General features: G+C 63.7%; 24 protein-coding genes, 1 tRNA gene and 1 riboswitch. Of the genes, 18 read left to right on the plus strand and 7 right to left on the minus strand.

Annotation, left to right across the window (positions count from 1 at the left end; genetic code table 11):
* The first annotated feature begins 4 nt into the window (after positions 1-4).
* From ACODSK_RS21735 to ACODSK_RS21745, 3 genes are all read left to right on the plus strand, one after another.
* Entirely contained in the window at positions 5-634 is a 630-nt protein-coding gene (locus ACODSK_RS21735; protein WP_489019058.1) for a LysE family translocator, read from the plus strand.
* A 435-nt stretch (positions 635-1069) separates the two neighbouring features.
* Complete coding sequence (locus tag ACODSK_RS21740; RefSeq protein WP_489019059.1) at positions 1070-1363, plus strand: cupin domain-containing protein; 294 nt, start codon at positions 1070-1072, stop codon at positions 1361-1363.
* The gene (locus ACODSK_RS21745) at positions 1360-2184 is read left to right on the plus strand and encodes an aminoglycoside phosphotransferase family protein (RefSeq protein ID WP_489019061.1); all 825 of its coding nucleotides are present in this window, start codon (positions 1360-1362) and stop codon (positions 2182-2184) included. Before ACODSK_RS21740 ends, ACODSK_RS21745 begins: the two co-directional genes overlap by 4 nt.
* Before the next feature lie 24 nt (positions 2185-2208).
* Here ACODSK_RS21745 and ACODSK_RS21750 read toward each other — a convergent pair whose 3' ends face one another.
* The 4 genes from ACODSK_RS21750 to ACODSK_RS21765 all read right to left on the minus strand — a co-directional run bounded on the left by ACODSK_RS21750 (position 2209) and on the right by ACODSK_RS21765 (position 5506).
* On the minus strand, positions 2209-2487 hold the full coding sequence (locus ACODSK_RS21750) for a hypothetical protein (protein WP_489019062.1): 279 nt from the start codon (positions 2485-2487) through the stop codon (positions 2209-2211).
* 8 nt (positions 2488-2495) lie between these two features.
* A complete protein-coding gene (locus ACODSK_RS21755) occupies positions 2496-2969 on the minus strand; it encodes a helix-turn-helix domain-containing protein (RefSeq protein WP_489019064.1) in 474 nt (157 codons plus the stop codon).
* A 493-nt stretch (positions 2970-3462) separates the two neighbouring features.
* Complete coding sequence (locus ACODSK_RS21760) at positions 3463-3759, minus strand: hypothetical protein (protein ID WP_489019065.1); 297 nt, start codon at positions 3757-3759, stop codon at positions 3463-3465.
* A 379-nt stretch (positions 3760-4138) separates the two neighbouring features.
* On the minus strand, positions 4139-5506 hold the full coding sequence (locus tag ACODSK_RS21765) for an aminotransferase-like domain-containing protein (RefSeq protein ID WP_489019067.1): 1368 nt from the start codon (positions 5504-5506) through the stop codon (positions 4139-4141).
* 151 nt (positions 5507-5657) lie between these two features.
* Here ACODSK_RS21765 and ACODSK_RS21770 point away from each other — a divergent pair, with 151 nt between their 5' ends.
* The 5 genes from ACODSK_RS21770 to ACODSK_RS21790 all read left to right on the plus strand — a co-directional run bounded on the left by ACODSK_RS21770 (position 5658) and on the right by ACODSK_RS21790 (position 11110).
* Positions 5658-6944 (plus strand): hydroxymethylglutaryl-CoA reductase, degradative, encoded by a 1287-nt coding sequence (locus tag ACODSK_RS21770; protein ID WP_489019069.1) that lies wholly within the window; start codon positions 5658-5660, stop codon positions 6942-6944.
* A 2-nt stretch (positions 6945-6946) separates the two neighbouring features.
* Complete coding sequence (locus ACODSK_RS21775) at positions 6947-7846, plus strand: hydroxymethylglutaryl-CoA lyase (RefSeq protein WP_489019070.1); 900 nt, start codon at positions 6947-6949, stop codon at positions 7844-7846.
* Positions 7847-7951: 105 nt separating this feature from the next.
* On the plus strand, positions 7952-8404 hold the full coding sequence (locus tag ACODSK_RS21780; RefSeq protein WP_489019071.1) for a hypothetical protein: 453 nt from the start codon (positions 7952-7954) through the stop codon (positions 8402-8404).
* Positions 8404-9786 carry a tripartite tricarboxylate transporter permease gene (locus ACODSK_RS21785; RefSeq protein ID WP_489019073.1) on the plus strand — a complete coding sequence of 461 codons (1383 nt, stop codon included), beginning with the start codon at positions 8404-8406 and terminating at the stop codon, positions 9784-9786. The genes ACODSK_RS21780 and ACODSK_RS21785 overlap by 1 nt, the downstream gene beginning before the upstream one ends.
* A gap of 76 nt (positions 9787-9862) precedes the next feature.
* Positions 9863-11110, plus strand: coding sequence for an OprD family porin (locus ACODSK_RS21790; protein ID WP_489019075.1), 1248 nt, complete (start codon positions 9863-9865; stop codon positions 11108-11110).
* Between the two features lie 134 nt (positions 11111-11244).
* Here the strand turns inward: ACODSK_RS21790 and ACODSK_RS21795 are convergent, their stop codons facing one another.
* Positions 11245-12309, minus strand: coding sequence for an AbrB family transcriptional regulator (locus tag ACODSK_RS21795; RefSeq protein ID WP_489019076.1), 1065 nt, complete (start codon positions 12307-12309; stop codon positions 11245-11247).
* A gap of 125 nt (positions 12310-12434) precedes the next feature.
* Here ACODSK_RS21795 and ACODSK_RS21800 point away from each other — a divergent pair, with 125 nt between their 5' ends.
* Entirely contained in the window at positions 12435-13337 is a 903-nt protein-coding gene (locus ACODSK_RS21800) for a LysR family transcriptional regulator (protein ID WP_489019077.1), read from the plus strand.
* Here the strand turns inward: ACODSK_RS21800 and ACODSK_RS21805 are convergent.
* Positions 13321-14259, minus strand: a complete 939-nt coding sequence (locus ACODSK_RS21805) for an AEC family transporter (RefSeq protein WP_489019079.1) — start codon at positions 14257-14259, stop codon at positions 13321-13323. The two genes, ACODSK_RS21800 and ACODSK_RS21805, sit on opposite strands and share 17 nt — an antisense overlap.
* A gap of 104 nt (positions 14260-14363) precedes the next feature.
* On the opposite strand from ACODSK_RS21805, the gene ACODSK_RS21810 reads away from it, so the two are divergent.
* Both ACODSK_RS21810 and ACODSK_RS21815 read left to right on the plus strand, forming a co-directional pair.
* Positions 14364-15278, plus strand: a complete 915-nt coding sequence (locus ACODSK_RS21810) for a LysR family transcriptional regulator (protein WP_489019080.1) — start codon at positions 14364-14366, stop codon at positions 15276-15278.
* Positions 15279-15416: 138 nt separating this feature from the next.
* Positions 15417-16427, plus strand: coding sequence for a bile acid:sodium symporter family protein (locus ACODSK_RS21815; protein ID WP_489019082.1), 1011 nt, complete (start codon positions 15417-15419; stop codon positions 16425-16427).
* A gap of 162 nt (positions 16428-16589) precedes the next feature.
* Here the strand turns inward: ACODSK_RS21815 and ACODSK_RS21820 are convergent.
* A tRNA-Ser gene (locus ACODSK_RS21820) sits at positions 16590-16677 on the minus strand.
* 125 nt (positions 16678-16802) lie between these two features.
* Between ACODSK_RS21820 and ACODSK_RS21825 the strand changes: the two genes are divergently transcribed.
* From ACODSK_RS21825 to ACODSK_RS21855, 7 genes are all read left to right on the plus strand, one after another.
* Positions 16803-17474, plus strand: a complete 672-nt coding sequence (locus ACODSK_RS21825; RefSeq protein ID WP_489019084.1) for a Bax inhibitor-1/YccA family protein — start codon at positions 16803-16805, stop codon at positions 17472-17474.
* A 98-nt stretch (positions 17475-17572) separates the two neighbouring features.
* Positions 17573-18022: an anti-virulence regulator CigR family protein gene (locus ACODSK_RS21830; RefSeq protein WP_489019086.1), complete on the plus strand. Its 450-nt coding sequence runs from the start codon at positions 17573-17575 to the stop codon at positions 18020-18022.
* A 111-nt stretch (positions 18023-18133) separates the two neighbouring features.
* Positions 18134-18316 carry a hypothetical protein gene (locus ACODSK_RS21835; RefSeq protein WP_489019087.1) on the plus strand — a complete coding sequence of 61 codons (183 nt, stop codon included), beginning with the start codon at positions 18134-18136 and terminating at the stop codon, positions 18314-18316.
* A gap of 199 nt (positions 18317-18515) precedes the next feature.
* A riboswitch (guanidine-I (ykkC/yxkD leader) is annotated at positions 18516-18617 on the plus strand.
* A gap of 65 nt (positions 18618-18682) precedes the next feature.
* Positions 18683-19750, plus strand: a complete 1068-nt coding sequence (locus tag ACODSK_RS21840) for a putative urea ABC transporter substrate-binding protein (protein WP_489019089.1) — start codon at positions 18683-18685, stop codon at positions 19748-19750.
* A 14-nt stretch (positions 19751-19764) separates the two neighbouring features.
* A complete protein-coding gene (locus tag ACODSK_RS21845; RefSeq protein ID WP_489019091.1) occupies positions 19765-20580 on the plus strand; it encodes an ABC transporter permease in 816 nt (271 codons plus the stop codon).
* The gene (locus ACODSK_RS21850) at positions 20577-21356 is read left to right on the plus strand and encodes an ABC transporter ATP-binding protein (protein ID WP_489019093.1); all 780 of its coding nucleotides are present in this window, start codon (positions 20577-20579) and stop codon (positions 21354-21356) included. Before ACODSK_RS21845 ends, ACODSK_RS21850 begins: the two co-directional genes overlap by 4 nt.
* 2 nt (positions 21357-21358) lie before the next feature.
* Positions 21359-22072, plus strand: coding sequence for an urea amidolyase associated protein UAAP1 (locus tag ACODSK_RS21855; RefSeq protein WP_489019094.1), 714 nt, complete (start codon positions 21359-21361; stop codon positions 22070-22072).
* Positions 22073-22081 lie beyond the last annotated feature (9 nt).

The following is a 22081-nucleotide window of genomic DNA, read 5'->3' on the forward strand; positions in this document are numbered from 1 at the left end:
AACGATGGACAACCTCGGCTTGTACTTGCTGGCGCTGGCGATGGTCTATCTGCTGCCAGGCCCCGACATGATCCTGCTGCTGCAAACGGGCGCGCGTCAGGGCCGGGGCGCCGCATTGGCGACGGCCCTGGGGCTGGCCATTGCCCGTAGCTGCCATGTGGCGCTGGCGGGGATGGGCCTGGCGACCTTGTTCAAGGTGGCGCCGTGGACCTTCGATGTGGTGCGGATAGCGGGCGCGGCTTATCTGCTTTGGATGGGCTTGCAGTTGTTCCGGCAGAGCGCGTTGGTTGCGTCGGCTGGCACGGTCGAAGCGTCTCGCGGGGCGTCCTGGAGATCGGCGATCCAGCGCGGTGTGCTGACCAACCTGCTCAACCCCAAGGCCTTGCTGTTCTGCTCGGTGCTGTTGCCGCAGTTCATCACCCCTGGGGCAGCGCCGGTGATGATGCAGTTCGTGATGCTTGGGGTGGTTCTGGTGGCCGTAGGGTTGTTGTTCGACAGCAGCTACGCACTGGCGGGAACCTGGGTTGGCCGATGGCTGGAGCGCAGCCCGACTGCGCAGCGTGTGCAGCAGTGGTTGTTTGGCGGGGTGTTGGTCGGGTTTGCGCTGCGGCTTGCGTTTATGCAGCAGGCGTGAAGGGTGTATGTGGCGGTCAGCTCCGTGTTCAGTGATATCAGCTTTCTCCCTTCATCCTATGGTTATGCCTTACAGGTCTTATACCGGCTTCATGTCTTTCCTCTAAGCTGCTCGCCCTTGGCTATCCAGGTAGGCGCTGGCTTGCCTGCGAAGGCATGGGTATCTACACAACTTGAGCGAAGGCCAGCGCGGTCAAGGTAGGAGCTGCTTTAGCTGCGATGGACCGCGCAGCGGTCCCGAAACCATCCCGCACGAACCCCAGACACAAGCACTGTGTCGGATTCACAGTGGCTGATCTGACGCGTTTCTCCAGGCTCACCGAGCTGACAGGCTTTGGGACCGCTGCGCGGTCCATCGCAGCTAAAGCAGCTCCTACCTGGACCGCGCCGCACTTGCGGTCATGAATGACCATCAGAAAGTTGAAGAAGGACGACAATGAATCTGATCGAAGAAGCCGCCTTGCTGCCGAACGCATGGCAATCACGCATTCTTGGCACCACCGGCGGGGCGAATCTCAAAGTGATCCGGATGGACGAGAAGGGTATTCCCTATGAAGCCCACAGTGAGTTCGATGAGGCCCTTCTGCTTATCGACGGGCAGATGAGCCTTGAGATCGAAGGCGAGGTGATCTCCATGCGACCAGGGGATTTTCATGTTGTCCCGGCCGGAAAACGGCACCGGGTACTCAAAGGCAGTTACGGAACGCTGTTCCTGGTTGTTGCGCAATGACGCTTTTCGATGTCTACCTGCAACGCTGGAACGCGCAACCCGACGGCGACCCTTTCGCAACCCATGCCGGCTACCTGTTGCCAGTGCGCCTCGACGGGCATCCGGGCGGTCGCCCGGCGATGATCAAGATCGCACGGCATATCGACGAGAAGATTGGTGCCCAGGTAATGCGCTGGTGGGGTGGCGACGGGGCTGCCTGCGTCTATGCCTACGACGATGCAGCGGGCGCAATGCTGATGGAGCGCGCCACAGGCTTGGGCGACCTGCTGAACATGGCCATGGAGGGTGAGGATGACCTTGCCACCCGCATCATCTGCCGCACTATCGGCCAACTGCATGCAGCGCGGGGCTTGCCGCCGCCTGAAAAGCTGCTGCCGCTTGAACGCTTTTTCGAGTCACTGCCACCAATGGCCCAACGCGAGGGCGGCCTGATGGCCGAGTGTGCCGTGGTGGCAGGTGAGTTACTGGGCTCACAGCGCGAGCAGGTGGTGCTGCACGGTGACGCGCACCACAGCAACATCCTCGATTTCGGCGAGCGCGGGTGGTTGGCAATCGACCCCAAGCGCGTGACCGGCGAGCGCTGCTACGACTACGTCAACGTACTGTGCAACCCTGATCTGCCGACCTGCGCCGACCCGTTGCGCTTTGCCCGGCAGGTCGAGATCGTCGTCAGTGTCGCCGGGCTGGAGCGGCAGCGCCTGCTCCAGTGGGTGATGGCCCATGCCGCGTTGTCGGCTGCCTGGTTCCTGGAGGATGGAGAGCGGGACAAGGCAGACGGTGAACTGGCTGTGGCACGGCTTGCTCAACAGGCGCTGTTCTAGGCCTGCCACCCTAAGGGCTGGGGCTCAATAGGCTTGAAGTGTGCCAAACAACGTCCGTAGAAAATCGTCGCCAGAAGCGCATTGGGAAAGCAGGTAATGCCCTGACCAGTTGTCCCGACCTGCTGCGAGCGTCAGATTCGAACGTTTGAAATCCGGGTAGATGCTTTCATCCAGACCGACCACAGGCGTGCCATCACGCCTGAAGCCCAATTCTTCAACCAGTCTGTTTTTCAATGCCTCCCAGTCGGCATCAGGTGAGTTGCGGAATTCGATTACCAGATGGTCACTGGCGGATACGTCCAAATGAGCCCTCATGGGCTCTCAGCATCCAGTTTCCACAAATCACTCACCGTGGATCGGGGAATGCCAAGTCTTTCGCCCGTGGCTTTCTGCGATAGCCCCTGTCGCTTGCATGCCAGAACCGCCTCCAGTTTGCGCTGCCGTTCCCGGGTGCGGGTGCTTTGCCCATCGCCAGCGAAATGCTCTGCCAGCAAGGCATTGCCGCCCGCCGCAGTGAAGGCTTCAAGCTCTTGCCGGGTGAGTTCAAGCACCTCGTCGACCGAAGCGTCATCGCGCAGGGAAATGCACAGCGCAAGCAGCGTCACGGGATTGAAGTGCAGCGCTTTGGCCAGTTCATTGAACTTGTTCAGCGTTGGAGAAGACCTGGCGCTTTCCATCAGCCATAGATGCTTGCGGTCGCTGGCGTCGCCCAGATCCTCCTGGGACAGGCTTCTGACTGCCCTGGCCGAGCGCAGTACGGCTGCCAGTTCCTTGTTCAATGGCATAGGTTATTTCCTCATCCAATGGTTATGCCTCACAGGCGTTATACCCGCTTCACGCCGGCTCGTTCTGGCTCGAATAGAGGTAGGCATGATCCAGGTAGGAGCTGGCTTGCCTGCGATGGATCGCGCCAGCGGTCCCGAAACCATCCCGCACGAGCCTCTGGTAAAGCCGTATCGTGGACTCACAGTGTCCGGTCTGCTGCGTTTCTTCAGGGGCATTGGATAGACAGGATTTGGGACCGCTGCGGGGTTTGGACCACGAAAAGAGGAAGGCGAAAAGGGGAAAAATTTGAGTGGCACTTACTTAACCGCTAACCATCTGATTCAAAAGAAAAACCAAGAAGGACTGGCCTGAATCTACGGTGATAGTTGCGAACACACACCAGTAAAGCCAAGGACGCAGCCCCGAATGGATCGTAGCCAGCGATTATGGGAGTGAGCTCACCGACCTCGTCACTGGCAAGCCAGCTCCCCACAGGGCGTGGAATCAGATGACTCAGCCAGACGCTTGCTCCGCTATTCCCCGCATCATCGACTCTGCCAGTGCGTGGGACGCTTCGAGCGTGTGTTGGGTCGCCCAGAGTATTCCGGCCAGATGCTCATTCTTGACCACGTCACAAGCCTGGAGATTGGTTTCATAGGCTGAGCGCAATAACACGACGAGATGGGCCAGCGCTTTGTCGACATCGGCACCGGCGCATACGGCGAACAACGGGGGATGATGGCCTCCACAGGCGGCAAAGCGGGTGTGGAGGGTGACGGCACGGGGTGGATCGGGAACGATCTTTTTCATGGGCACTTCCTTTCGGATTGATCGGAACTGCCAAGCGTTGCTGTCAAACAAACGGGTGGCAGCTGTACGCGGGTTGACAGACCGGACCGAAAGGACCCCGGCGCGCACGAATGCGCCCCACGCACAGCCGCCATGACACATCACCCAGGCGATGGACGCCTGCTGCGAGGGAAATGGGCGTTGCGGGTACTTTCGGTTGCGGTCTGTCAAAACCGGCCGCCAAACCACAGCGACCGGCGAAGACTAGGAGCCGATTTCCAAGTGCGCAACGGCTGAACAGGCGGAAAAGTATGCTTGGGAAATTGCCTACATAAAAGTCGGATATCAGTGAAGGGCTGTAGGCCAATACAGCATTACCCGTACGCTTTTTACGCCACGGCTAACCCCGAATGCACTCCGCAAAAACCGCCTCCCCCAAATAAGCCACATTCAACCTGGTCCAAGGCACCACCCCTTTCTGATCCGCCTGAAAAATCGCCCCCGGCGCCAGCATCACCCCCTTCGCCTGCACCTCCCTTGTCAACACCGCCGTATCCTCGATCCCCGGAAACCGCGCCCACAGATACAGACTCTGCTCCGGCCGACAGAACACCTCCGCCCCCAACCCATCCAGCACCTCCAGCCCCCGCGCCGTGGCCTCGCCAACCCGATCCTGCAACCGCATCAGATGCCGCAAAAAGTGCCCCTCACCGAGAATCACCTCCACCGTGCGCTCACACAGCTCCGAGCAACTGGTGTGCAGCATCATCTTCAGGTCCGCCAACTCATCGATCATCTCTTTGCTCCCGGCGATATACCCGACCCGCAACGCCGCCGAGACCGATTTGGAGAAGCTGCCGATGTACAGCGAACGCCGCAGTTGATCCAGCGCCGCGACCTTGAGCGCCGAGCTGGGCTTGAAGTCGGCGAGGGCGTCGTCTTCCACCAGGATCAGGTCGTGCCGTTCGGCCAGTTGCAGCAGGCGGTGCGCCTTGGCCGGGGAGATGTCCGAGCCAGTGGGGTTGTGGCACACCGACTGGATGAAGAACAGCCGCGGCCGTTCACGGCGCAGCAGGGCTTCGAGGGCGTCGATGTCCGGGCCGTCGGCCAGGCGCGGGACGCTGAGCAGGCGCGCGCCCTGCAGTTGCAGCTTGCCGAACAGCGGGTAGTAGCCGGGGTTTTCCACCAGCACGGCGTCGCCGGGAGCGACGAAGCGGCGGATGATCAGGTCGAGGGCGTGGTTGGCGCCGTGGGTGGTGACGATCTGCCGCGGGTTGGCGCTGATGGCGTAGCTGGCCAGCTTGCGCACCAGGCTTTGCCGCAGGCCGGGGTTGCCGAGGCGGTTGCCGTAGCGGAACAGGTTGCCGGCACCGCTGCGCATGACCTGGCGGGTGAACTTGTCGAGGCGCATGTCCTGTAGCCACGACACCGGGGCGAAGCCTTCACCCAGCGGGGCGATGCCCGGCTCGCGGACGAACTGCTGGCGCATCATCCAGATGGTGTCCATGGCCCGGGTGTAGGGCGGCGCTTCTTCCACCTCGCTGGCCGGCAACAGCACGCAGACGAAGAAGCCCTGGCCGTGGCGTGCTTCCACCAGGCCCTTGGCGGCGAGGGTTTCGTAGGCGGTGATGACGGTGTTCTTCGAGTGACCGTGCAGGCGCATGTATTCGCGCAGCGAGGGCAGCCGATCGCCGGCCTTGAGCACGCCGGCGCGAATCTGCTGTTCCACCGAGTCGGCGACCTGCTGGGCGAAGGTGACACGGGCCATGGGGCGATCTCCTGAGCTGTCCTGGGTACAGTCTGGGTACTGTTGGGCAAAACTGTACCTTTATTGGAGGGCACAGTGGCTGCACATTTAGCACTACGCCGGCGACGCGCTCAAGCCGCCGCCCAACAACAACGACTCCAACGGAGCCCCCATGAGCCTCGACTCCCGCCTGCCCGATTTCCGCAACCTGTCCCCCGAAGCCCGTCTCGATCAACTCGGCCGCCTGTTGAATCTGAGTGGCGACGATGTGCGCCTGCTCGCCGACAACGGCGCGCTGCCGATGGAGATCGCCAACGGCATGATCGAAAACGTCATCGGCAAGTTCGAACTGCCCTATGCCGTGGCCAGCAACTTCCAGGTCAATGGCCGCGATGTGCTGGTGCCGCTGGTGGTGGAAGAGCCGTCGATCGTCGCCGCCGCTTCGTACATGGCCAAGCTGGCCCGGGCCAACGGCGGTTTCATCACCTCCAGCAGTGCCCCGCTGATGCGTGCCCAGGTACAGATCGTCGGCGTGCAGGATCCGCTCAATGCCCGCCTGAGCCTGCTGCGGCGCAAGGATGAAATCATCGAACTGGCCAACCGCAAGGACCAGTTGCTCAACAAGCTCGGCGGCGGTTGCCGCGATGTGGAAGTGCACACCTTCGCCGACACCCCGCGCGGGCCGATGCTGGTGGCGCACCTGATCGTCGACGTGCGCGACGCCATGGGCGCCAACACGGTCAACACCATGGCCGAGGCGGTGGCGCCGCTGATGGAGGAGATCACCGGCGGCAAGGTGCGCCTGCGCATCCTCTCCAACCTGGCCGACCTGCGCCTGGCCCGGGCCCAGGTGCGGATCACCCCGGAGCAATTGAAGTCCGCCGATTTCAGCGGCGAGGCGGTGATCGAGGGCATTCTCGATGCCTATTCCTTCGCCGCCATCGACCCGTACCGCGCCGCCACCCACAACAAGGGGATCATGAACGGCATCGACCCGCTGATCGTCGCCACCGGCAACGACTGGCGCGCGGTGGAGGCGGGCGCCCATGCCTATGCCTGCCGCAGCGGTCACTACGGCTCGCTGACCACCTGGGAGAAGGACGGCAACGGCCATCTGGTCGGCACCCTGGAAATGCCCATGCCGGTGGGCCTGGTGGGCGGGGCGACCAAGACCCATCCGCTGGCGCAGCTGTCGTTGCGCATCCTCGGCGTCAAGACCGCCCAGGACCTGGCGGAAATCGCCGTGGCCGTGGGCCTGGCGCAGAACCTCGGGGCGATGCGAGCCCTGGCTACCGAAGGCATCCAGCGCGGGCATATGGCGCTGCATGCGCGCAATATCGCCCTGGTCGCCGGTGCCCGTGGCGACGAGGTGGATTGGGTCGCCCGGCAACTCGTGGAAAACCACGACGTGCGTGCCGACCGCGCCGTCGAACTACTCAAAGCCAAGCGCGGCGAATAAGCATGGACGCGGTGAAGATCTTCGAAGTGGGCCCGCGTGACGGCCTGCAGAACGAGGCCCGGCACCTGTCGCCGGAGACCCGGCTGGCGCTGATCCGCCAGTTGGCCGCCACCGGTTTGCGGCATATCGAGGGCGGCGCTTTCGTGTCGCCGCGCTGGGTACCGCAGATGGCTGGCAGCGATGCGATGTTCCGTCAGTTGCCTGGCGACGACGGGGTCAACTACTCGGCCCTGGTGCCCAACCTGCAAGGCTTCGGCGTGGCGCTGGCCAGTGGCTGCCGGGAGGTAGCAGTGTTCGCTGCCGCGTCCGAGGCGTTCTCGCGCAATAACATCAACTGTTCCATCGACGAGAGCTTCGAACGCTTCGCCCCGGTGCTGCGCGCCGCCAGGGAAACGGGTGTGCGGGTGCGCGGCTATGTATCCTGCGTGCTTGGCTGTCCGCTCAGTGGAGCGGTGGCACCGCAGGTCGTGGCCGCGGTTGCCGAGCGCCTGTATGCGCTGGGCTGCTACGAGATCAGCCTGGGCGACACCATTGGCGCCGGGCGCCCGGACGAAACCGCACGCTTGATCGAGCACTGCGCGCAAGTTGTGCCGCTCGCGGCTCTGGCCGGGCACTTCCACGACACCTGGGGCATGGCCATCGCCAATATCCATGCCGCCCTGGCGTCGGGCGTGCGGACCTTCGACAGCTCGGTGGCCGGCCTCGGTGGCTGCCCGTATTCGCCAGGGGCCAGCGGCAATGTCGCCACCGAGGACGTGCTGTACCTGCTGCATGGCATGGGCTTCGAAACCGGTGTCGACCTGGAGGCTGTGGCGCGGGTCGGTGCCTGGATCAGCGCCGAACTGGGCAGCGCCAGCCGCTCCCGCGCCGGCCTCGCCCTGGCGGCAAGGAGTGCCGCCTGACACCGAACGCCGCTGCCGCTCCCGAACAAAAACAACAAGCCCGCAAGGGCAGGAGAATTCCGATGAAACTGCAATGCCTGCATCGCCTCCCTCCGGAGGTGCACCATGGCTGACGACAACCTCTACGAAGTCTGGGGCGATACCGTCGACAGCCGCCATCTGCTTGCCGCCATCGCCGTGGGCGCGGTGTGCAGCCTGGGCGCTTTCTTTCTCGCCGAGCACCTGCTGACCGGTTGGGTCGAGTCGACCCAGATGGCCCGCGCCTACGCCATGCTCCTGGGCATCCTCGGCTCGCTGCTGGGCGGCGGGGTCAGCGCCTGCCTGTTCAAGCCCAAGCGCCATGTGGTGGAACACGTCACCGACCCGGCCTGGCGCCTGCAGGTGATCGAAGAACTGCGCGCCGAATACGGCGGCATCGGCCAGCTCGCCGACCTGCCGCCGGAAGTGCGCAACGAACTGCGCGAACTGGGCCTGGAGCAACTGTTCGATAACGCCGAACCTGCCACTCGCGAGATGCCGCGCCACGCCGCGCCGGCCTTGAAGGGAGGTGCCGCCTGATGGACGCCTTGTTCGACCAGATCCTGATTGCCGCCCTGATGGGCGTGATCGGCGCCGTGGTGTTCTCCGCCATCGGCCTGATTTCCGGCAGCGACGAAACCACTACCCTGGCGCCACTGACCCTGCTGGTGGTGCTGCTCGGCGTGCCTGCCGCCGGGGTGTTCACCTTCTTCCTCGCCGGTGCGGTGGCCAAGCACATGACCCACGCGGTGCCCACCGCGCTGTTGGGAATTCCCGGCGACACCATGGCCACGCCGCTGATGCGCGAGGCCAACTTCCTGCGCAACCTCGGCGTGCCGCATATCGCTCTGCGCAAGATGATCTCCGGGGCGGTGATCGCCGCCCTGGTCGCAGTGCCGCTGGCGGTGCTGTTCGCCGTGCTGCTGGCGCCGTTCGGTGACGCGATCAAGCAGGGCGCGCCCTGGGTGTTCCTTGCCGCGGCGGTGACCATCGCCTATTTCAGCGCCGGCCGCTGGGCCTCGGTGCTGGCGCTGCTGCCGTTCGTGCTGGTGATCATCGCCCTGCAGACCCTCACCGGGCAGCATGGGGTCAAGCTCAGCGTCAGCTACTTCCTCGGCATCGCCATCGGCCCGTTGATCGCCGCGCTGTTCGCCATGCTGGCGCCGGCCGAGCGGGCGCGGATGAAGCGCAGCGAACCACGTACTTTCTCGCTGTCGCCGGACGTGAAGGGCTGGGGCGGCTGGTTCCCCAATCCGCTGAAGGTGCTGGACCGCCGCCAGGCCGGTTGGACCTTGGCCACCGCCACGGTGTCGAGTGCCACCTTCGTCTTCAGCCCAGTGGCAATGACGGTGATCCTTGGTGAAGTGGTCGGCGCGCGGATCAAGCATGCCTACCATCGCCTGACCTCGGTGATCAGCGTGCGCAACGGCGTGACCGAGTCGACCTATATCGCCGAGGCGCTGATCCCTCTGATCGCCTTCGGTCTGCCGCTCAGCCCGGTGGCTGCCGGCCCGGCCGCGCCGCTGTTCAACGCACCGCCGCGCTTCACCGTGGATGCCGCTACCGGCCAGGTCAACAACCTGCACAACCTGCTCAGTGCCGGCGAGTTCCTCGCCTTCGGCATGCTGGCGGTGCTGATCGCCATCCTCATTGCCTATCCGTTCTCGATGAACTTCGCCCACCGCGCGGCTTCGTTCGTTTCGCGGCGGATCAGCCACGAGGCAGTGATCGCCACCTTCGTCGGCCTGATCCTGGTGATCGGCCTGTGGGAGGGCGGCCTGCTCGGCTTGCTGGTGATCCTTACCATCGGCCTGCTCGGCGGCTTCCTCTACCGCTTCATCGGTTTCAACATCGGTGTGCAGTTCATGGGCTACTACACCGCCGTGCTCAGCGTGCCGGCCATCGTCGCGCTATTCGCCTGACCTGATTTCCCCTTACTGACCCACGCGACCTGGCGGTCGCGTGGCTTCACTCGCCCGCAAGAAAGGAACAACAACAATGAATATCCTTTGCACCCCACGCCGCGTGCCGACGGCCTGCGCCTGCCTGCTGCTCGCCGGTTCCGTCCAGGCCGAAGGCTTTTTCGACGACGCCAAGGCCGGGCTCAACCTGCGCAACTTCTATATCAACCGCAACTTCGTCGACCCGGCGTATCCGCAGGGCAAGGCCGAGGAGTGGACCCAGAGCTTTATCCTCGATGCGAAATCCGGGTTTACCCAGGGCACGGTCGGTTTTGGCGTGGATGTATTGGGGTTGTACTCGGTGAAGCTGGATGGCGGCCGCGGCACGGCCAACACCCAGTTGCTGCCGGTGCATGACGACGGGCGTCCGGCGGATGATTTCGGCCGCCTCGGCGTGGCGCTCAAGGCGAAGATCTCCGCCACCGAGCTGAAGGTCGGCGAATGGTCGCCGATGCTGCCGGTGCTGCGCTCGGACGACGGCCGCTCGCTGCCGCAGACCTTCCAGGGCGCCCAGGTCACTTCCCGAGAGATCACTGACCTGACCCTCTACGGCGCGCGTTTTCGCGGCAACAGCCCGCGCAACGACGCGAGCATGGACGACCTGTTCATGGCCGGGCGACCGGGGGCGACTTCGGACCGCCTGGATATCCTCGGTGGCGAATACCAGTTCAACGACAAGGCGACCCTGGTCGGCGTGTGGCACTCGGACCTGCGCGACATCTACCAGCAGCAGTACTACAACCTCACTCACCGCCAGGCCGTGGGCAGCTGGACCCTGGGGGCCAACCTTGGCTACTTCGTCGGCAGGGACAGTGGTCGTTCCCTGGCCGGGGACATGGACAACCGCACCGGCTCGCTGATGCTCTCGGCGCGCACTGGTGGCCACACCTTCTACCTTGGTTTGCAGAAGGTCAGCGGCGATACCGGCTGGATGCGGGTCAATGGTACGGCGGGCACCAGCCTGGCCAACGACAGCTTCAACTCCAGCTACGACAACGCCCATGAGCGCTCGTGGCAGTTGCGTTATGACCATGATTTTGCGGTGGACGGTCTGCCGGGGTTGCAACTGATGACCCGCTATATCAGCGGTGACCAGGTGCACATCGGCACGGTGCGCGATGGCAAGGAGTGGGGGCGCGAGACCGAGTTGGCGTACACCATCCAGAGCGGCAGCCTGCGGGACCTGACGGTGAAATGGAGAAGCTCGACCCTGCGCCGGGATTTCAGCAGCAACGAGTTCGATGAGCATCGGGTGATCGTGAGTTATCCGTTGTCGTTGTTGTGAGGGTGTTCTTGCTGGCCTCATCGCTGGCAACGCCAGCTCCCACAGTGACCGTGTCGGACACAAATTTGATGGTTACCCTGAACCCTGTGGGAGCCGGCGTTGCCGGCGATGAGGCCAGCAGCCACGCCAGGGTGTTAGGCCCGGGTCAGCCGAATGATCTGCCGCGCACACCAGGCCCCGGTGAGGATCACGCCGAACAGACGCAGGGTCTGCATCGCCAGGACCATGCCGACATCGGCATGGGTCTCCACGGCGATGATCGCCATGGCATCCAGCCCGCCGGGGCTGGTGGCCAGGTACATCGACAGGAAGTCGCTGCCCGCCGCCTTCGCCAGCACCCAGGCGCCGGCGGCGCACAGCAGGATCAAGGCCACCGCGCCGGCGATCATGGTCGGCAGGCGCTTCCACACATAGCGCACGGTCTGCCGGTCGAAGCGCAGGCCGATATAGCAGCCGATGGCGCCGTAGGCGAACGCCAGTATGCCGTTGGGCAGGGTGATGGTCAGCAGGCCCGCCAGTTGCAGCGCGGCACCGAGCAGCAGCGGCATCAGCAGTGCACCCGCCGGCATCCGCGCGCCGACGACCAGGCCGAGCACCACCACCCCAAGGCTCAGCAGCAGGTTGCCCAGGTGCGTAGCGTCGAGGATCTGCGGGGCGCTGGCCGCGGCACCGGCCACTTCGCTGGCGCCGAGCAGGTGGCTGACCAGCGAACCGATCATCACCACGCACACCACCCGCACGTATTGCATGGTCGCGACTACCCGCGAGTCGGCGCCGTTGTCCTCGGCCATCGATACCATCGCCGAGGCCGCGCCCGGCGCCGTGCCCCAGGCCGCAGTGCTGCCGGGAATGCCGCCGAAGCGCACGGTGCCGAGGCCGACCAGGGCACTGAGGAGTACGGTGAGAAAGGTGGCGAACAGCATCAGTTCCCAGGAGTCGGCGAGGGAGGCCAGCACCGACCAGGTCACCGAGTGGGCGACCAGCAGGCCGACGCAGCCCTGGCCGAAGCGGAACAGTTGGCGGTGCAGGTTGAGGCGGGCGCCACTGACGGCAAAGACGATGGCCGTGAGCATCGGCCCGAGAAACAGCCCGGCCGGTACCGACAGGGCATGGAGCAGTTGACCGGACAGGCCGGCACAGACAATCAGGGCAAGCCATTGAGTGAGGGGGAAGCGGGCGGGAGACGAACTGATGGACATCGAAATCCTCCGTGGCAGAGGGGCCGCGAACAGGCATCGCGGCGGTGCGGAGAAAATTATCGACGGGAGAACTCATCAAGTCTATTTTCTACTTTCGATGAATCCATAACTGAAATTCATGAATCATGGACCTGCGCGATCTCACCTATTTCGAAACCATCGCTGATCTCGGCCACCTCGGTCGTGCTGCGGAAAAGCTCAATCGCAGCCAGCCGGCGCTGAGCAAAAGCATCCAGCGCCTGGAAGAGTCCCTCGGCACCAAGCTGTTCCAGCGCGATGGCCGGCGCATCAAGCTCACCGATGTCGGCGAGCTGCTGCTGGCCCGTGGTCGCGAGCTGCAACGCAGCATTGCCGAGACCGAGCGCGAGGTGCGTGACTTCGCCAGTGGCATGGTCGGCAGCATCCGCCTCGGCTGCGCCGCGAGCATGGCCGAACACCTGCTGCCGCAGCTCACCGCCGCGCTGCTGGAGCGCGCGCCGGACCTCACCCTGACCCTGTCCATCGCCCAGGACGACGTGCTCAAGGCCTCGCTGCGCAACGGGCAACTGGACGCCATCATCCGCCCGTTGATCGTCAACGACCCGGACTTCCAGACCTGGCCCATCCTCGAAGACGAGGCAGTGGTGGTGGCCAGCGCCGATCACCCGGTGTTCGACGGGCCGATCACCCTGGAGGCCCTGTGCCAATACCGCTGGGTGCTCGCCGGGCCGACGGTGACCGCACGGCGCTGGATCGACAACGCCTTCACCTCGCGCGAGCTGCCGGCGCCGGTGGTGCAGGTGGAAACCAACTCGATCTCGCTGTTGCCACGGTTGATCGCCCAGACCCGGCTGCTCAGCTTTGCCGCCCGCGAGACGCTGGAACATGGCCACGGCATGAGTTGGCTGCGCGAGGTGCCGCTGGCGGAAACCACCATGCGCCGGACCGTTGCAGTGTCGGTGCGGGCGGGAGGTTATCTGCCGCCGGCGGTGGCGGCGATGGTGGAGTTGCTGCGCGAGAACGGGCCGCGCTTCATGCCGAAATCCTGAACCCGTACAGCAGCATCCCCAGGGTGATCAACGACCCTACCGTCGAGATCAGGATCACCCGCGAAATCACTCCTGCCTCGCGGTTGTAGTACTCCGCGAGCATGAACGGCCCGGTGCCGGTGGGCAGTGCGCTGAGCAGCACCGCCGAGGTGGCCCACATCGGTTGCAGGGCAAACACCTTGAAGGCCAGTACCCAGGTGACCAGCGGCTGGCCGACCAGCTTCATCGCCACCAGCGGCCAGGGGTTGCTGGTGCGTTCGCCGCTGGTTTTCTGCGCCAGGAACAGCCCCAGCGAGACCAGCGCGCACGGGGTGGTCGCCGCCGCCAGCATGTCGAGAAAGTGCACCACCGGCACCGCGATACCCAGCCCGGTGGTGGCCCAGACCGCTCCGGCCAATGGCGCGATCACCAACGGGTTTTTCGCCAGCGCACGCAACACCACGGCCACGGCGCGGCCCAGGTGCTTCTCCTGTTGCAGGCCGACTTCGATGCAGATCACCGCGATGGCGAACAGCACGCAGACCACGATCAGCGTGGAAATCAGCGCCGGCTGCAGCCCCGGCTGACCGAATACCAGCGCACACAGGGGGATGCCGATATAGCCGGTATTGGCGTAGCCCGCACTCAGGCCGTCGATGCTCGATGACACCAGGCTGTGGCCGTTGAGCATGCGCCAGGCCACGGTGGCGGCGAACATCGCCAGGGTGCCGAGGCCGAAGGCGAGGATGAAGCCGGGTTGCCAGATCTCGCTCCAGGTGGCGGTCGCCGTCACCTTGAACAGCAGGGCCGGCAGGCACAGCCAGACCACCATGCGGTTGATTTCCGAAGCGGCCGTAGGGCCGAGCTTGCCGCTCTTGCGGCACAGGTAACCGACCAGGATCAGGGCGAAGATCGGCAGGACAACGAACAGGACGGTATGCATGGATTTCCAACGAGGCGGGGAAGTGAGGCCAGGCAAAGCTTAAGGAGCAGCATCGATGCGGTCCAATGACTTATGATCCATGCATTGATGTCTGGAGGCTATTGATGATCGACTATCGACAGGTCCGCTATTTCCTCGCCCTTGCCGAGCACCTGCACTTCGGCAAGGCCGCCGCCAGCCTGAACCTGGCCCAGCCATCGCTGAGCCGGCAGATCGCCAGCCTCGAAGAGGAGCTGGGTTGCCAACTGGTGCTGCGCAACTCCCGTTCGGTGACGCTGACGGCGGCGGGGCAGGAACTGCAACGCGCCGCCAGTGCGGTGGTGGCCGGCTTCGAATCGGCGATCCGCTCGACCCAGGCCGTGGCCCGTGGCGAGCGCGGCGAACTGAAGATCGCCTTCACCTCGATGGTCGCCTGGACCGGCCTGCCGCGGCTGATTCGCGACTTCTCCGACGCCTTTCCCACGGTGAACCTGTCGCTCAACGAACTGCTGCCCAATGACCTGGGCCCTTCGGTGGAGCGCGGTGAAAACGACCTGTGCCTGTCGTTCCGGCCAGTGGGGCAGGGGGCGTTGCAATACCGGCCACTGCATGCCGAGACCCTGTGCATCGCCTTGCCGGCCGATCATCCGCTGGCCGTCGCCGATCAGGTCGACCTGGCCGAACTGGCCAGCTGCGGTTTCATCCTCAGTCCACGCAGCACCGCCCCGGTACTGTTCGACCAGATCATGGCGCTGTGCCAAGGCGCCGGTTTCGAACCGGTGGTGAGGATGCACACCCATCTGCAAGGCACCATCCTCAACCTGGTGGCGGAAGGGCTGGGCGTTTCCGTGGTGCCCACGGCCATGGCCAGGCCGGGGTTTGCCGGGGTGCGTTTCTACCCGCTGGCGGCGTCGCCGGAGATCGAGCTGGGGGTGTCGTGGAGCGAGGGCAATGGGAATCCTTGTCTGCGTGCGTTCTTGCAGCGGCTGGCGCTGGTGCAATCGCAGGACCAAGCCGACCTCGACGCAGCGGTTGATTGATGAAAAATACTGCACCACTGCGCAGGGCTCTGAACCGGGTTGTCCGTTTGTCGATATATTCTGCCCTTGTTGCGTTAGCCGGATACGCCGCTGCCGCCCTAAGATCCACAGACACATGTTGGCGTCAGGATCTTCGTTATGGCTCGTTCTCGGCTTTTACCCGACAACTTCACACTTACCCTGGTTGCGGTGGTGCTTACCGCGACCTTCCTTCCGGCGCAGGGCCAGATCGCAGTTGCATTTGACTGGATCACCGACCTTGCGATCGGCCTGCTGTTCTTCCTTCATGGTGCGAAGCTGTCGCGACAAGCGATTGTCGCGGGCGCGGGGCACTGGCGGCTTCATTCCCTGGTGTTCCTGTGCACCTTCGTGCTGTTCCCGCTGCTCGGTCTGGCACTGAAGCCTGTGCTGCTGCCGCTGGTAGGCAATGAGCTGTACAAGGGCTTCCTGTACCTGTGTGCCTTGCCGGCGACGGTTCAATCGGCCATCGCCTTCACCTCGCTGGCCAGAGGCAACATTCCGGCAGCGATCTGCAGCGCTGCCGCCTCAAGCCTGATCGGCATCTTCATCACGCCAGTGCTCGTGGCTTTGCTGATGGGCGTGCATGGCGATGGCGGTTCGACCCTTGATGCGATCGGCAAGATCAGTGTGCAGTTGCTCCTGCCGTTCGTGGCAGGTCAGCTTGCGCGGCGCTGGATTGGCGAGTGGGTTGGGCGGAACAAGGCATGGCTCAAGTTCGTTGACCAGGGCTCCATCCTGCTGGTGGTGTTCTCGGCCTTCAGTGCTGCCGTGGTGGGTGGCTTGTGGCAGCAAGTGCCGCCCCTGGTCCTGGTCGGCATCGTTCTGGGATGCTGTTTGCTGCTGGCGCTGGCGCTGGGCATCACCGCCTTGCTTGGCAAGTGGCTGGGCTTCAGTCTCGAAGATCGCATCACCATCCTGTTCTGCGGCTCGAAGAAGAGCCTGGCGACCGGTGTGCCCATGGCGCAGGTGCTGTTTGCCGGCAGCAGCATCGGTGTGCTGATTCTTCCGCTGATGCTGTTCCACCAGATCCAGCTGATGGTCTGTGCCTCGCTGGCACAACGTTATGCGCGTCGGGCGGATGATCAGGTCCAGGACGTGGTAGCCCTCGATTCGCAATCCAAGGGGTGATGCTCAGCGTATAAAGGCACAGTTCGTGATGGCCCTTGCTTCGGTATCAGCGCAAACAGCGCTGGCGTCGAGGCAGGGGCCTTTTTGTGCGAGAAAGAAGATGGGAAAAAATACGACAGAAACAAAAAAGCCCTGAAAAATCAGGGCTTTAATGAAGAAGTGTGGCGGAAGCGTAGAGATTCGAACTCTAGGATAGTTGCCCATCGACGGTTTTCAAGACCGTTGCCTTAAACCACTCGGCCACGCTTCCACTTTGTCATGCGGGCGCCATCATACCGAAATGAAACAAGCTGTCAAACTCTCTGCGTGGCTGCTTTCCAAGGGTCTGATATGATCTTTGCAACTCAACGTTTCAAAACCCACAGGAGTGTCGCCATGCGCGAACAGGATTATGTCGTAGGCCACGGCCTTCAGGCCGAACAGCAGGAAGTCAGCCGGGTCCTGCGCAACACTTACGGTTTGCTGGCCCTGACCTTGGTCTTCAGTGCCGTCATGGCCTTCGTTGCACAGCAGATGCGCGTCGGCTATCCCAACATCTTCGTCGTACTGATCGGTTTCTACGGTCTGTTCTTCCTCACCGCCAAGCTGCGTGATTCCGCCTGGGGCCTGGTTTCGACCTTCGCCCTGACCGGCTTCATGGGCTTCCTGCTTGGCCCGATCCTCAACCGCTACCTGGGCATGTCCGGTGGCGCCGAAGTGGTCAGCTCGGCCTTCGCCATGACCGCCCTGGTGTTCGGTGGCCTGTCGGCCTACGTGCTGATCACCCGCAAGGACATGAGCTTCCTCAGCGGCTTCATCACCGCTGGCTTCTTCGTCCTGCTGGGCGCAGTGGTTGCGAGCTTCTTCTTCCAGATCAGCGGCCTGCAACTGGCGATCAGCGCCGGCTTCGTACTGTTCTCGTCGGTCTGCATCCTGTTCCAGACCAGCCAGATCATCCACGGCGGCGAGCGCAACTACATCATGGCGACCATCAGCCTGTATGTATCGATCTACAACCTGTTCGTCAGCCTGCTGCAACTGTTCGGCATCATGAGCTCGGACGACTGATCTACCCGCTGCAACGAGAAAGCCCGCTTCGGCGGGCTTTTTCATGCCTGCAAGTTGCGTCTACATTTGAGTAGTCATCTCTTGCAGGAAGGCTCCTCATGTCCGGATCCCGTATCGCCGTCGCTACTTTCACGTCGCTTGCCCTCATCCTTTCTCCCTGCCTTTCCTTCGCCGACCCGGGCAGCGGAAAAGGCCCGGATCAGGGCCAGCATGGCAAGGGGCACGATAAGCCCGGTGGCGGCAAGCATGACGCCAGTCATGGCGACTGGCGCAAGGGCCCCTCGGTCAACCGCAGCCATGTCATTGGCATCATCGATGGCCATCGCGACTACTGGAGTCGGGGAAGCGCGCTACCGCCAGGCGTGCAAAAGAACCTTGCCCGTGGCAAACCGCTGCCACCCGGGATAGCGAAGAAGCTGGACGGGCGTTTGCTGGGGCAGTTGCCTCGGTATGACGGCTATGAATGGATGCAGGTGGGTGTCGACCTGATTCTGGTTGCGGTAGCGACAGGCATCGTTTATGAGGTGCTCAACGGTGCACTGGACTGACTGGGGATCTTTGCAAAACCTGGCGAGACCAGACATAGCCATGAACACAATCAACATCTGCTGGTCAGATGCCACCAGGTAATGATTTTCAGGAAACGGGATAGAGCACAGATGGGCAAACAACTACAGAAACTCCGAAGCCGATTTACCCCCAGGCGGCGACTGTGGACCGGCGTTTCCCTGCTCGCGGTGGTGTTCTTCAGCGCCATGGATGCTTTGGAGGCCAACCTGAGCGTCCTGATCGCACCCGCAGCCACCTTTCTCATGAGCACCGTGCTGCCCGCTGCCAGTTAGTCAATCACTTCGCCATCGCCGTGCCCCGTCAGTGTGCATCACGCTCCAATACCGGGCGCGGTCGGCGGGTCAAACCACCTCCGGTTGCTCCAAACCCCCTCTGAACCCGGCACAAACGCCACTCTCCAGCACTTGGCACGCCTCTGGCATTACTTCCTGTGTGCGGGAGTAGCGCGAGCTAGATTGCACCACAATTCGAAAATAGGTCGGCTAGGGTTCCGGTCCGCTTAGGCGGGCGACTGGACCGAGAGCCGACGACCTCCAGTTCGAGGTTACACGGCGGGATAAAAGCCCGGGAGACAGACCACTCACTGCAATGAGTGTCGTGCTGCTCCCGGTCCGCCCACCGTCAACTGGAGTCCCTCCATGCCAAAGTCCCTGCTTTGCGCTCTTTTCGCTGCCGGCCTGGCCCTGTCCGCCAGCCCTGCCGCCAATGCCGCAGCCAAGACCGATTTCGATATCTGCTGGACCATTTACGCCGGCTGGATGCCATGGGAGTACGCCGCCGCCGAGGGCATCGTCGATAAATGGGCGAACAAGTACGGTATCCATATCAAGCTCACCCAGGTCAACGACTACGTCGAGTCGATCAACCAGTACACCGCCGGCCAGTTCGACGGCTGCTCGATGACCAACATGGACGCCCTGACCATCCCCGCCGCCGGCGGCGTCGACAGCACTGCGCTGATCGTCGGTGACTTCTCCAACGGCAACGATGGTGTGGTGCTCAAGGGCACAGGCAAGACGGTGAACGACCTCAAGGGCATGGACGTCAACCTGGTCGAGCTGTCGGTCTCCCATTACCTGCTGGCCCGCGCCCTGGATTCCGCCGGACTGCGCGAGAAGGACCTGAAGGTGATCAACACCTCGGATGCCGATATCGCTGCCGCCTTCGATACCGCCCAGGTGCAGGCGGTGACCACCTGGAACCCGATGCTCGAAGAAGTGCGCAACAAGCCGGGCGTGACCCAGGTCTTCGATTCCAGCCGCATCCCCGGCGAGATCCTCGACCTGATGGTGGTCAACACCCAGACCCTCAAGGACAACCCGGCCCTGGGCAAGGCGCTGACCGGCGCCTGGTACGAGGTAATGGACCTGATCGCCGGCGACTCGCCCGAGCGCACCAAGGCCGTAGAGCACATGGCCAAGGCCTCCGGCACCGACGTCGACGGCTTCGAGCGCCAGCTCTCCACCACCTACCTGTTCGATACGCCCAAGGCCGCACTGACCTTCGTCAGCAGTGCCGAACTGCCGAAGACCATGGACAAGGTCGCCAGCTTCTCCTTCGACCACGGCCTGCTCGGCGAGGGCGCCCAGGACAGCAAGGCGGTGGGCATGAGCTTCGCCAACGACGTCATCGTCGGTAACCGCAACAACCTCAAGCTGCGCTTCGACCCGACCTACGTGCGCATGGCCGTCGACGGTTCGCTGTGAGCGAGGAGCAGACCATGCGTTTGATCAACCGCCATCCTGATCGCCCGTCGCGGCTGCTGCTGATGCTGCTGCCGTTCGCCCTGGTGCTGTGTGCCTACTTCGTTGGTTCGGCGCAGCGCCTGGCCGACAACCCGAACGACAAGCTGCTGCCAAGCGCCAGCCAGATGGGTGCGGCGGTGCAGCGCATGGCCCTGGTCGAGGACAAGCGCAGCGGTAATTACCTGTTGTGGCAGGACACTGCTTCCAGCCTGCAACGCCTCGGCGTCGGCCTGGCGATCAGCGCGGCGGTCGGCCTGTGCCTGGGCATCGCCGCAGGTACGGTGCCGCTCTTTGGCGCGCCGCTGTCGCCGTTGCTGGTGGTGCTGTCGATGATTCCGCCGCTGGCGATCCTGCCGATCCTGTTCATCGTCTTCGGCCTCGGTGAGTTGTCCAAGGTGATGCTGATCGTCATCGGCATCACCCCGGTCCTCGCCCGCGACCTGGAGCAGCGCGTTCGGGAGATTCCCGCCGAACTGCTGATCAAGGCGCAGACCCTTGGCGCCAGCACCTGGACCCTGATCCTGCGGGTGGTACTCCCACAACTGCTGCCGCGCCTGCTGATTTCCCTGCGCCTGGTGCTGGGTTCGGCCTGGCTGTTCCTGATCGCGGCGGAGGCCATCGCTTCCGAGGATGGCCTGGGCTACCGGATCTTCCTGGTCCGCCGCTACCTGGCGATGGACGTGATCCTGCCCTACGTGGTGTGGATCACCTTGCTCGCCTGGCTCACCGACTGGCTGCTCAAGACCCTGACCCGCCGTGCGTTCCCCTGGTACGAGGGGGCACGGGCATGAGCTTTATCCAGGTCAATAACGTCTGGCAGGAATACGACGGCCATGTGGTGCTGGAAGGCCTCAACCTGAGTATCGCCGAGGGCGAGTTCTGCACCATGGTCGGTGCTTCGGGCTGCGGTAAATCGACCTTCCTGCGCCTGCTGCTGGGCCAGGAACGGCCGAGTCGCGGGCAGATCCTGCTCAATGGCCAGCCCCTGGTCGCCGAGCCTGATCCCACCCGGGGCGTGGTGTTCCAGCGCTATTCGGTATTCCCCCACCTGAGCGTGCTGGACAACGTAGCCCTCGGCCTGGAACTGCCGCGCGCACCGTTGCTCGGACGCCTGTTTGGCAGTGCCAAGCGTGAAGCTCGCGAGCAGGCCGCAGCCTTGCTGCACAAGGTCGGCCTCGGCCACGCCCTCGACAAATACCCCAGCCAGCTCTCCGGCGGCATGCAGCAACGCCTGGCCATCGCCCAGGCGCTGATCATGAAGCCCAAGGTGCTGCTGCTCGACGAACCCTTCGGCGCCCTCGACCCGGGGATCCGCAAGGACATGCATGCCTTGCTCCTCGAACTCTGGCACGAGACCGGGCTGACCGTGTTCATGGTCACCCACGACCTGAGCGAAGGCTTCAGCCTCGGCACCCGCCTGCTGGTCTTCGACAAGGTGCGCCACGACCCCCATGCGCCCACCGCGTTCGGTTCCCGCGTCACCTACGACCTGCCGCTCAACGGCAAGCGCCTCGGCGCCCGGGGCGACGCGCTGGCCGAACTCCTTCACTCGCAAGCAAGAGGTTAACCATGAGCGATTCCAACGTCTTCGCCGAAGACCTGCTGCCCGGTGGCGGCCACCTGTCCTTCGTCCTCAAGCGCGGCCAGCAGGTGCGCTTCACCGACCTGGAAGGCGGCGCCAACGTCAGCCTGATGCTGTTCAACGCCCATGAAAAAAGCGAACGCCTGAACCTGCCCGACTCGCTCAAGTGCCAGCACACCGCCAAGCTCACTTCCGGCCACTGCCTGTACTCGGACATGGGCCGGGTGCTGGCGGCGATCACCGAGGACAGCTGCGGCTGGAGCGACAGCATCGGCGGCGTGCTCAATGCCGAGGAAGTCCAGGAGAAATACGGCACCGGTCGCTACCAGGAACTGCGCAACCGCTTCCACCGCAATGGCACCGACAATCTGCTGGTGGAAATGGGCAAATGGGGCCTGGAGCTGTCCGACCTGACCATGCCCCTCAACCTGTTCAGCCGCGTCGATGTGGGCGCCGACGGCAGCCTGCACTTCATCGAGGGCAACTCGCAGCCCGGCGACGCCATCACCCTGTACGCGCCGATGGACACCCTGTTCATCGTCACCGCCCTGCAGCACCCGATGGACCCGTCCAGCCAGTACGCACCCAAGCCGCTGCAACTGACCTTCGCCCGTGCCGATGCCAGCGTCGCCGAGCACTGCCGCACCTCGCGCCCGGAAAACGAGCGCGGCTTCATCAACACCCAACGCCTGTTCGCCTGAGGCCCTTGT

The sequence above is a fragment of the Pseudomonas sp. FG98 genome, from assembly GCF_057808595.1.

Excerpts from the sequence above, each read along its gene's own strand:
- ACODSK_RS21735 (WP_489019058.1), top strand. The coding sequence starts at position 5 with ATGGACAACCTCGGCTTGTACTTGCTGGCGCTGGCGATGGTCTATCTG.
- ACODSK_RS21740 (WP_489019059.1), top strand. The coding sequence starts at position 1,070 with ATGAATCTGATCGAAGAAGCCGCCTTGCTGCCGAACGCATGGCAATCA.
- ACODSK_RS21745 (WP_489019061.1), top strand. The coding sequence starts at position 1,360 with ATGACGCTTTTCGATGTCTACCTGCAACGCTGGAACGCGCAACCCGAC.
- ACODSK_RS21755 (WP_489019064.1), bottom strand. The coding sequence starts at position 2,969 with ATGCCATTGAACAAGGAACTGGCAGCCGTACTGCGCTCGGCCAGGGCA.
- ACODSK_RS21760 (WP_489019065.1), bottom strand. The coding sequence starts at position 3,759 with ATGAAAAAGATCGTTCCCGATCCACCCCGTGCCGTCACCCTCCACACC.
- ACODSK_RS21765 (WP_489019067.1), bottom strand. The coding sequence starts at position 5,506 with ATGGCCCGTGTCACCTTCGCCCAGCAGGTCGCCGACTCGGTGGAACAG.
- ACODSK_RS21770 (WP_489019069.1), top strand. The coding sequence starts at position 5,658 with ATGAGCCTCGACTCCCGCCTGCCCGATTTCCGCAACCTGTCCCCCGAA.
- ACODSK_RS21775 (WP_489019070.1), top strand. The coding sequence starts at position 6,947 with ATGGACGCGGTGAAGATCTTCGAAGTGGGCCCGCGTGACGGCCTGCAG.
- ACODSK_RS21780 (WP_489019071.1), top strand. The coding sequence starts at position 7,952 with ATGGCTGACGACAACCTCTACGAAGTCTGGGGCGATACCGTCGACAGC.
- ACODSK_RS21785 (WP_489019073.1), top strand. The coding sequence starts at position 8,404 with ATGGACGCCTTGTTCGACCAGATCCTGATTGCCGCCCTGATGGGCGTG.
- ACODSK_RS21790 (WP_489019075.1), top strand. The coding sequence starts at position 9,863 with ATGAATATCCTTTGCACCCCACGCCGCGTGCCGACGGCCTGCGCCTGC.
- ACODSK_RS21795 (WP_489019076.1), bottom strand. The coding sequence starts at position 12,309 with ATGTCCATCAGTTCGTCTCCCGCCCGCTTCCCCCTCACTCAATGGCTT.
- ACODSK_RS21800 (WP_489019077.1), top strand. The coding sequence starts at position 12,435 with ATGGACCTGCGCGATCTCACCTATTTCGAAACCATCGCTGATCTCGGC.
- ACODSK_RS21805 (WP_489019079.1), bottom strand. The coding sequence starts at position 14,259 with ATGCATACCGTCCTGTTCGTTGTCCTGCCGATCTTCGCCCTGATCCTG.
- ACODSK_RS21810 (WP_489019080.1), top strand. The coding sequence starts at position 14,364 with ATGATCGACTATCGACAGGTCCGCTATTTCCTCGCCCTTGCCGAGCAC.
- ACODSK_RS21815 (WP_489019082.1), top strand. The coding sequence starts at position 15,417 with ATGGCTCGTTCTCGGCTTTTACCCGACAACTTCACACTTACCCTGGTT.
- ACODSK_RS21825 (WP_489019084.1), top strand. The coding sequence starts at position 16,803 with ATGCGCGAACAGGATTATGTCGTAGGCCACGGCCTTCAGGCCGAACAG.
- ACODSK_RS21830 (WP_489019086.1), top strand. The coding sequence starts at position 17,573 with ATGTCCGGATCCCGTATCGCCGTCGCTACTTTCACGTCGCTTGCCCTC.
- ACODSK_RS21835 (WP_489019087.1), top strand. The coding sequence starts at position 18,134 with ATGGGCAAACAACTACAGAAACTCCGAAGCCGATTTACCCCCAGGCGG.
- ACODSK_RS21840 (WP_489019089.1), top strand. The coding sequence starts at position 18,683 with ATGCCAAAGTCCCTGCTTTGCGCTCTTTTCGCTGCCGGCCTGGCCCTG.
- ACODSK_RS21845 (WP_489019091.1), top strand. The coding sequence starts at position 19,765 with ATGCGTTTGATCAACCGCCATCCTGATCGCCCGTCGCGGCTGCTGCTG.
- ACODSK_RS21850 (WP_489019093.1), top strand. The coding sequence starts at position 20,577 with ATGAGCTTTATCCAGGTCAATAACGTCTGGCAGGAATACGACGGCCAT.
- ACODSK_RS21855 (WP_489019094.1), top strand. The coding sequence starts at position 21,359 with ATGAGCGATTCCAACGTCTTCGCCGAAGACCTGCTGCCCGGTGGCGGC.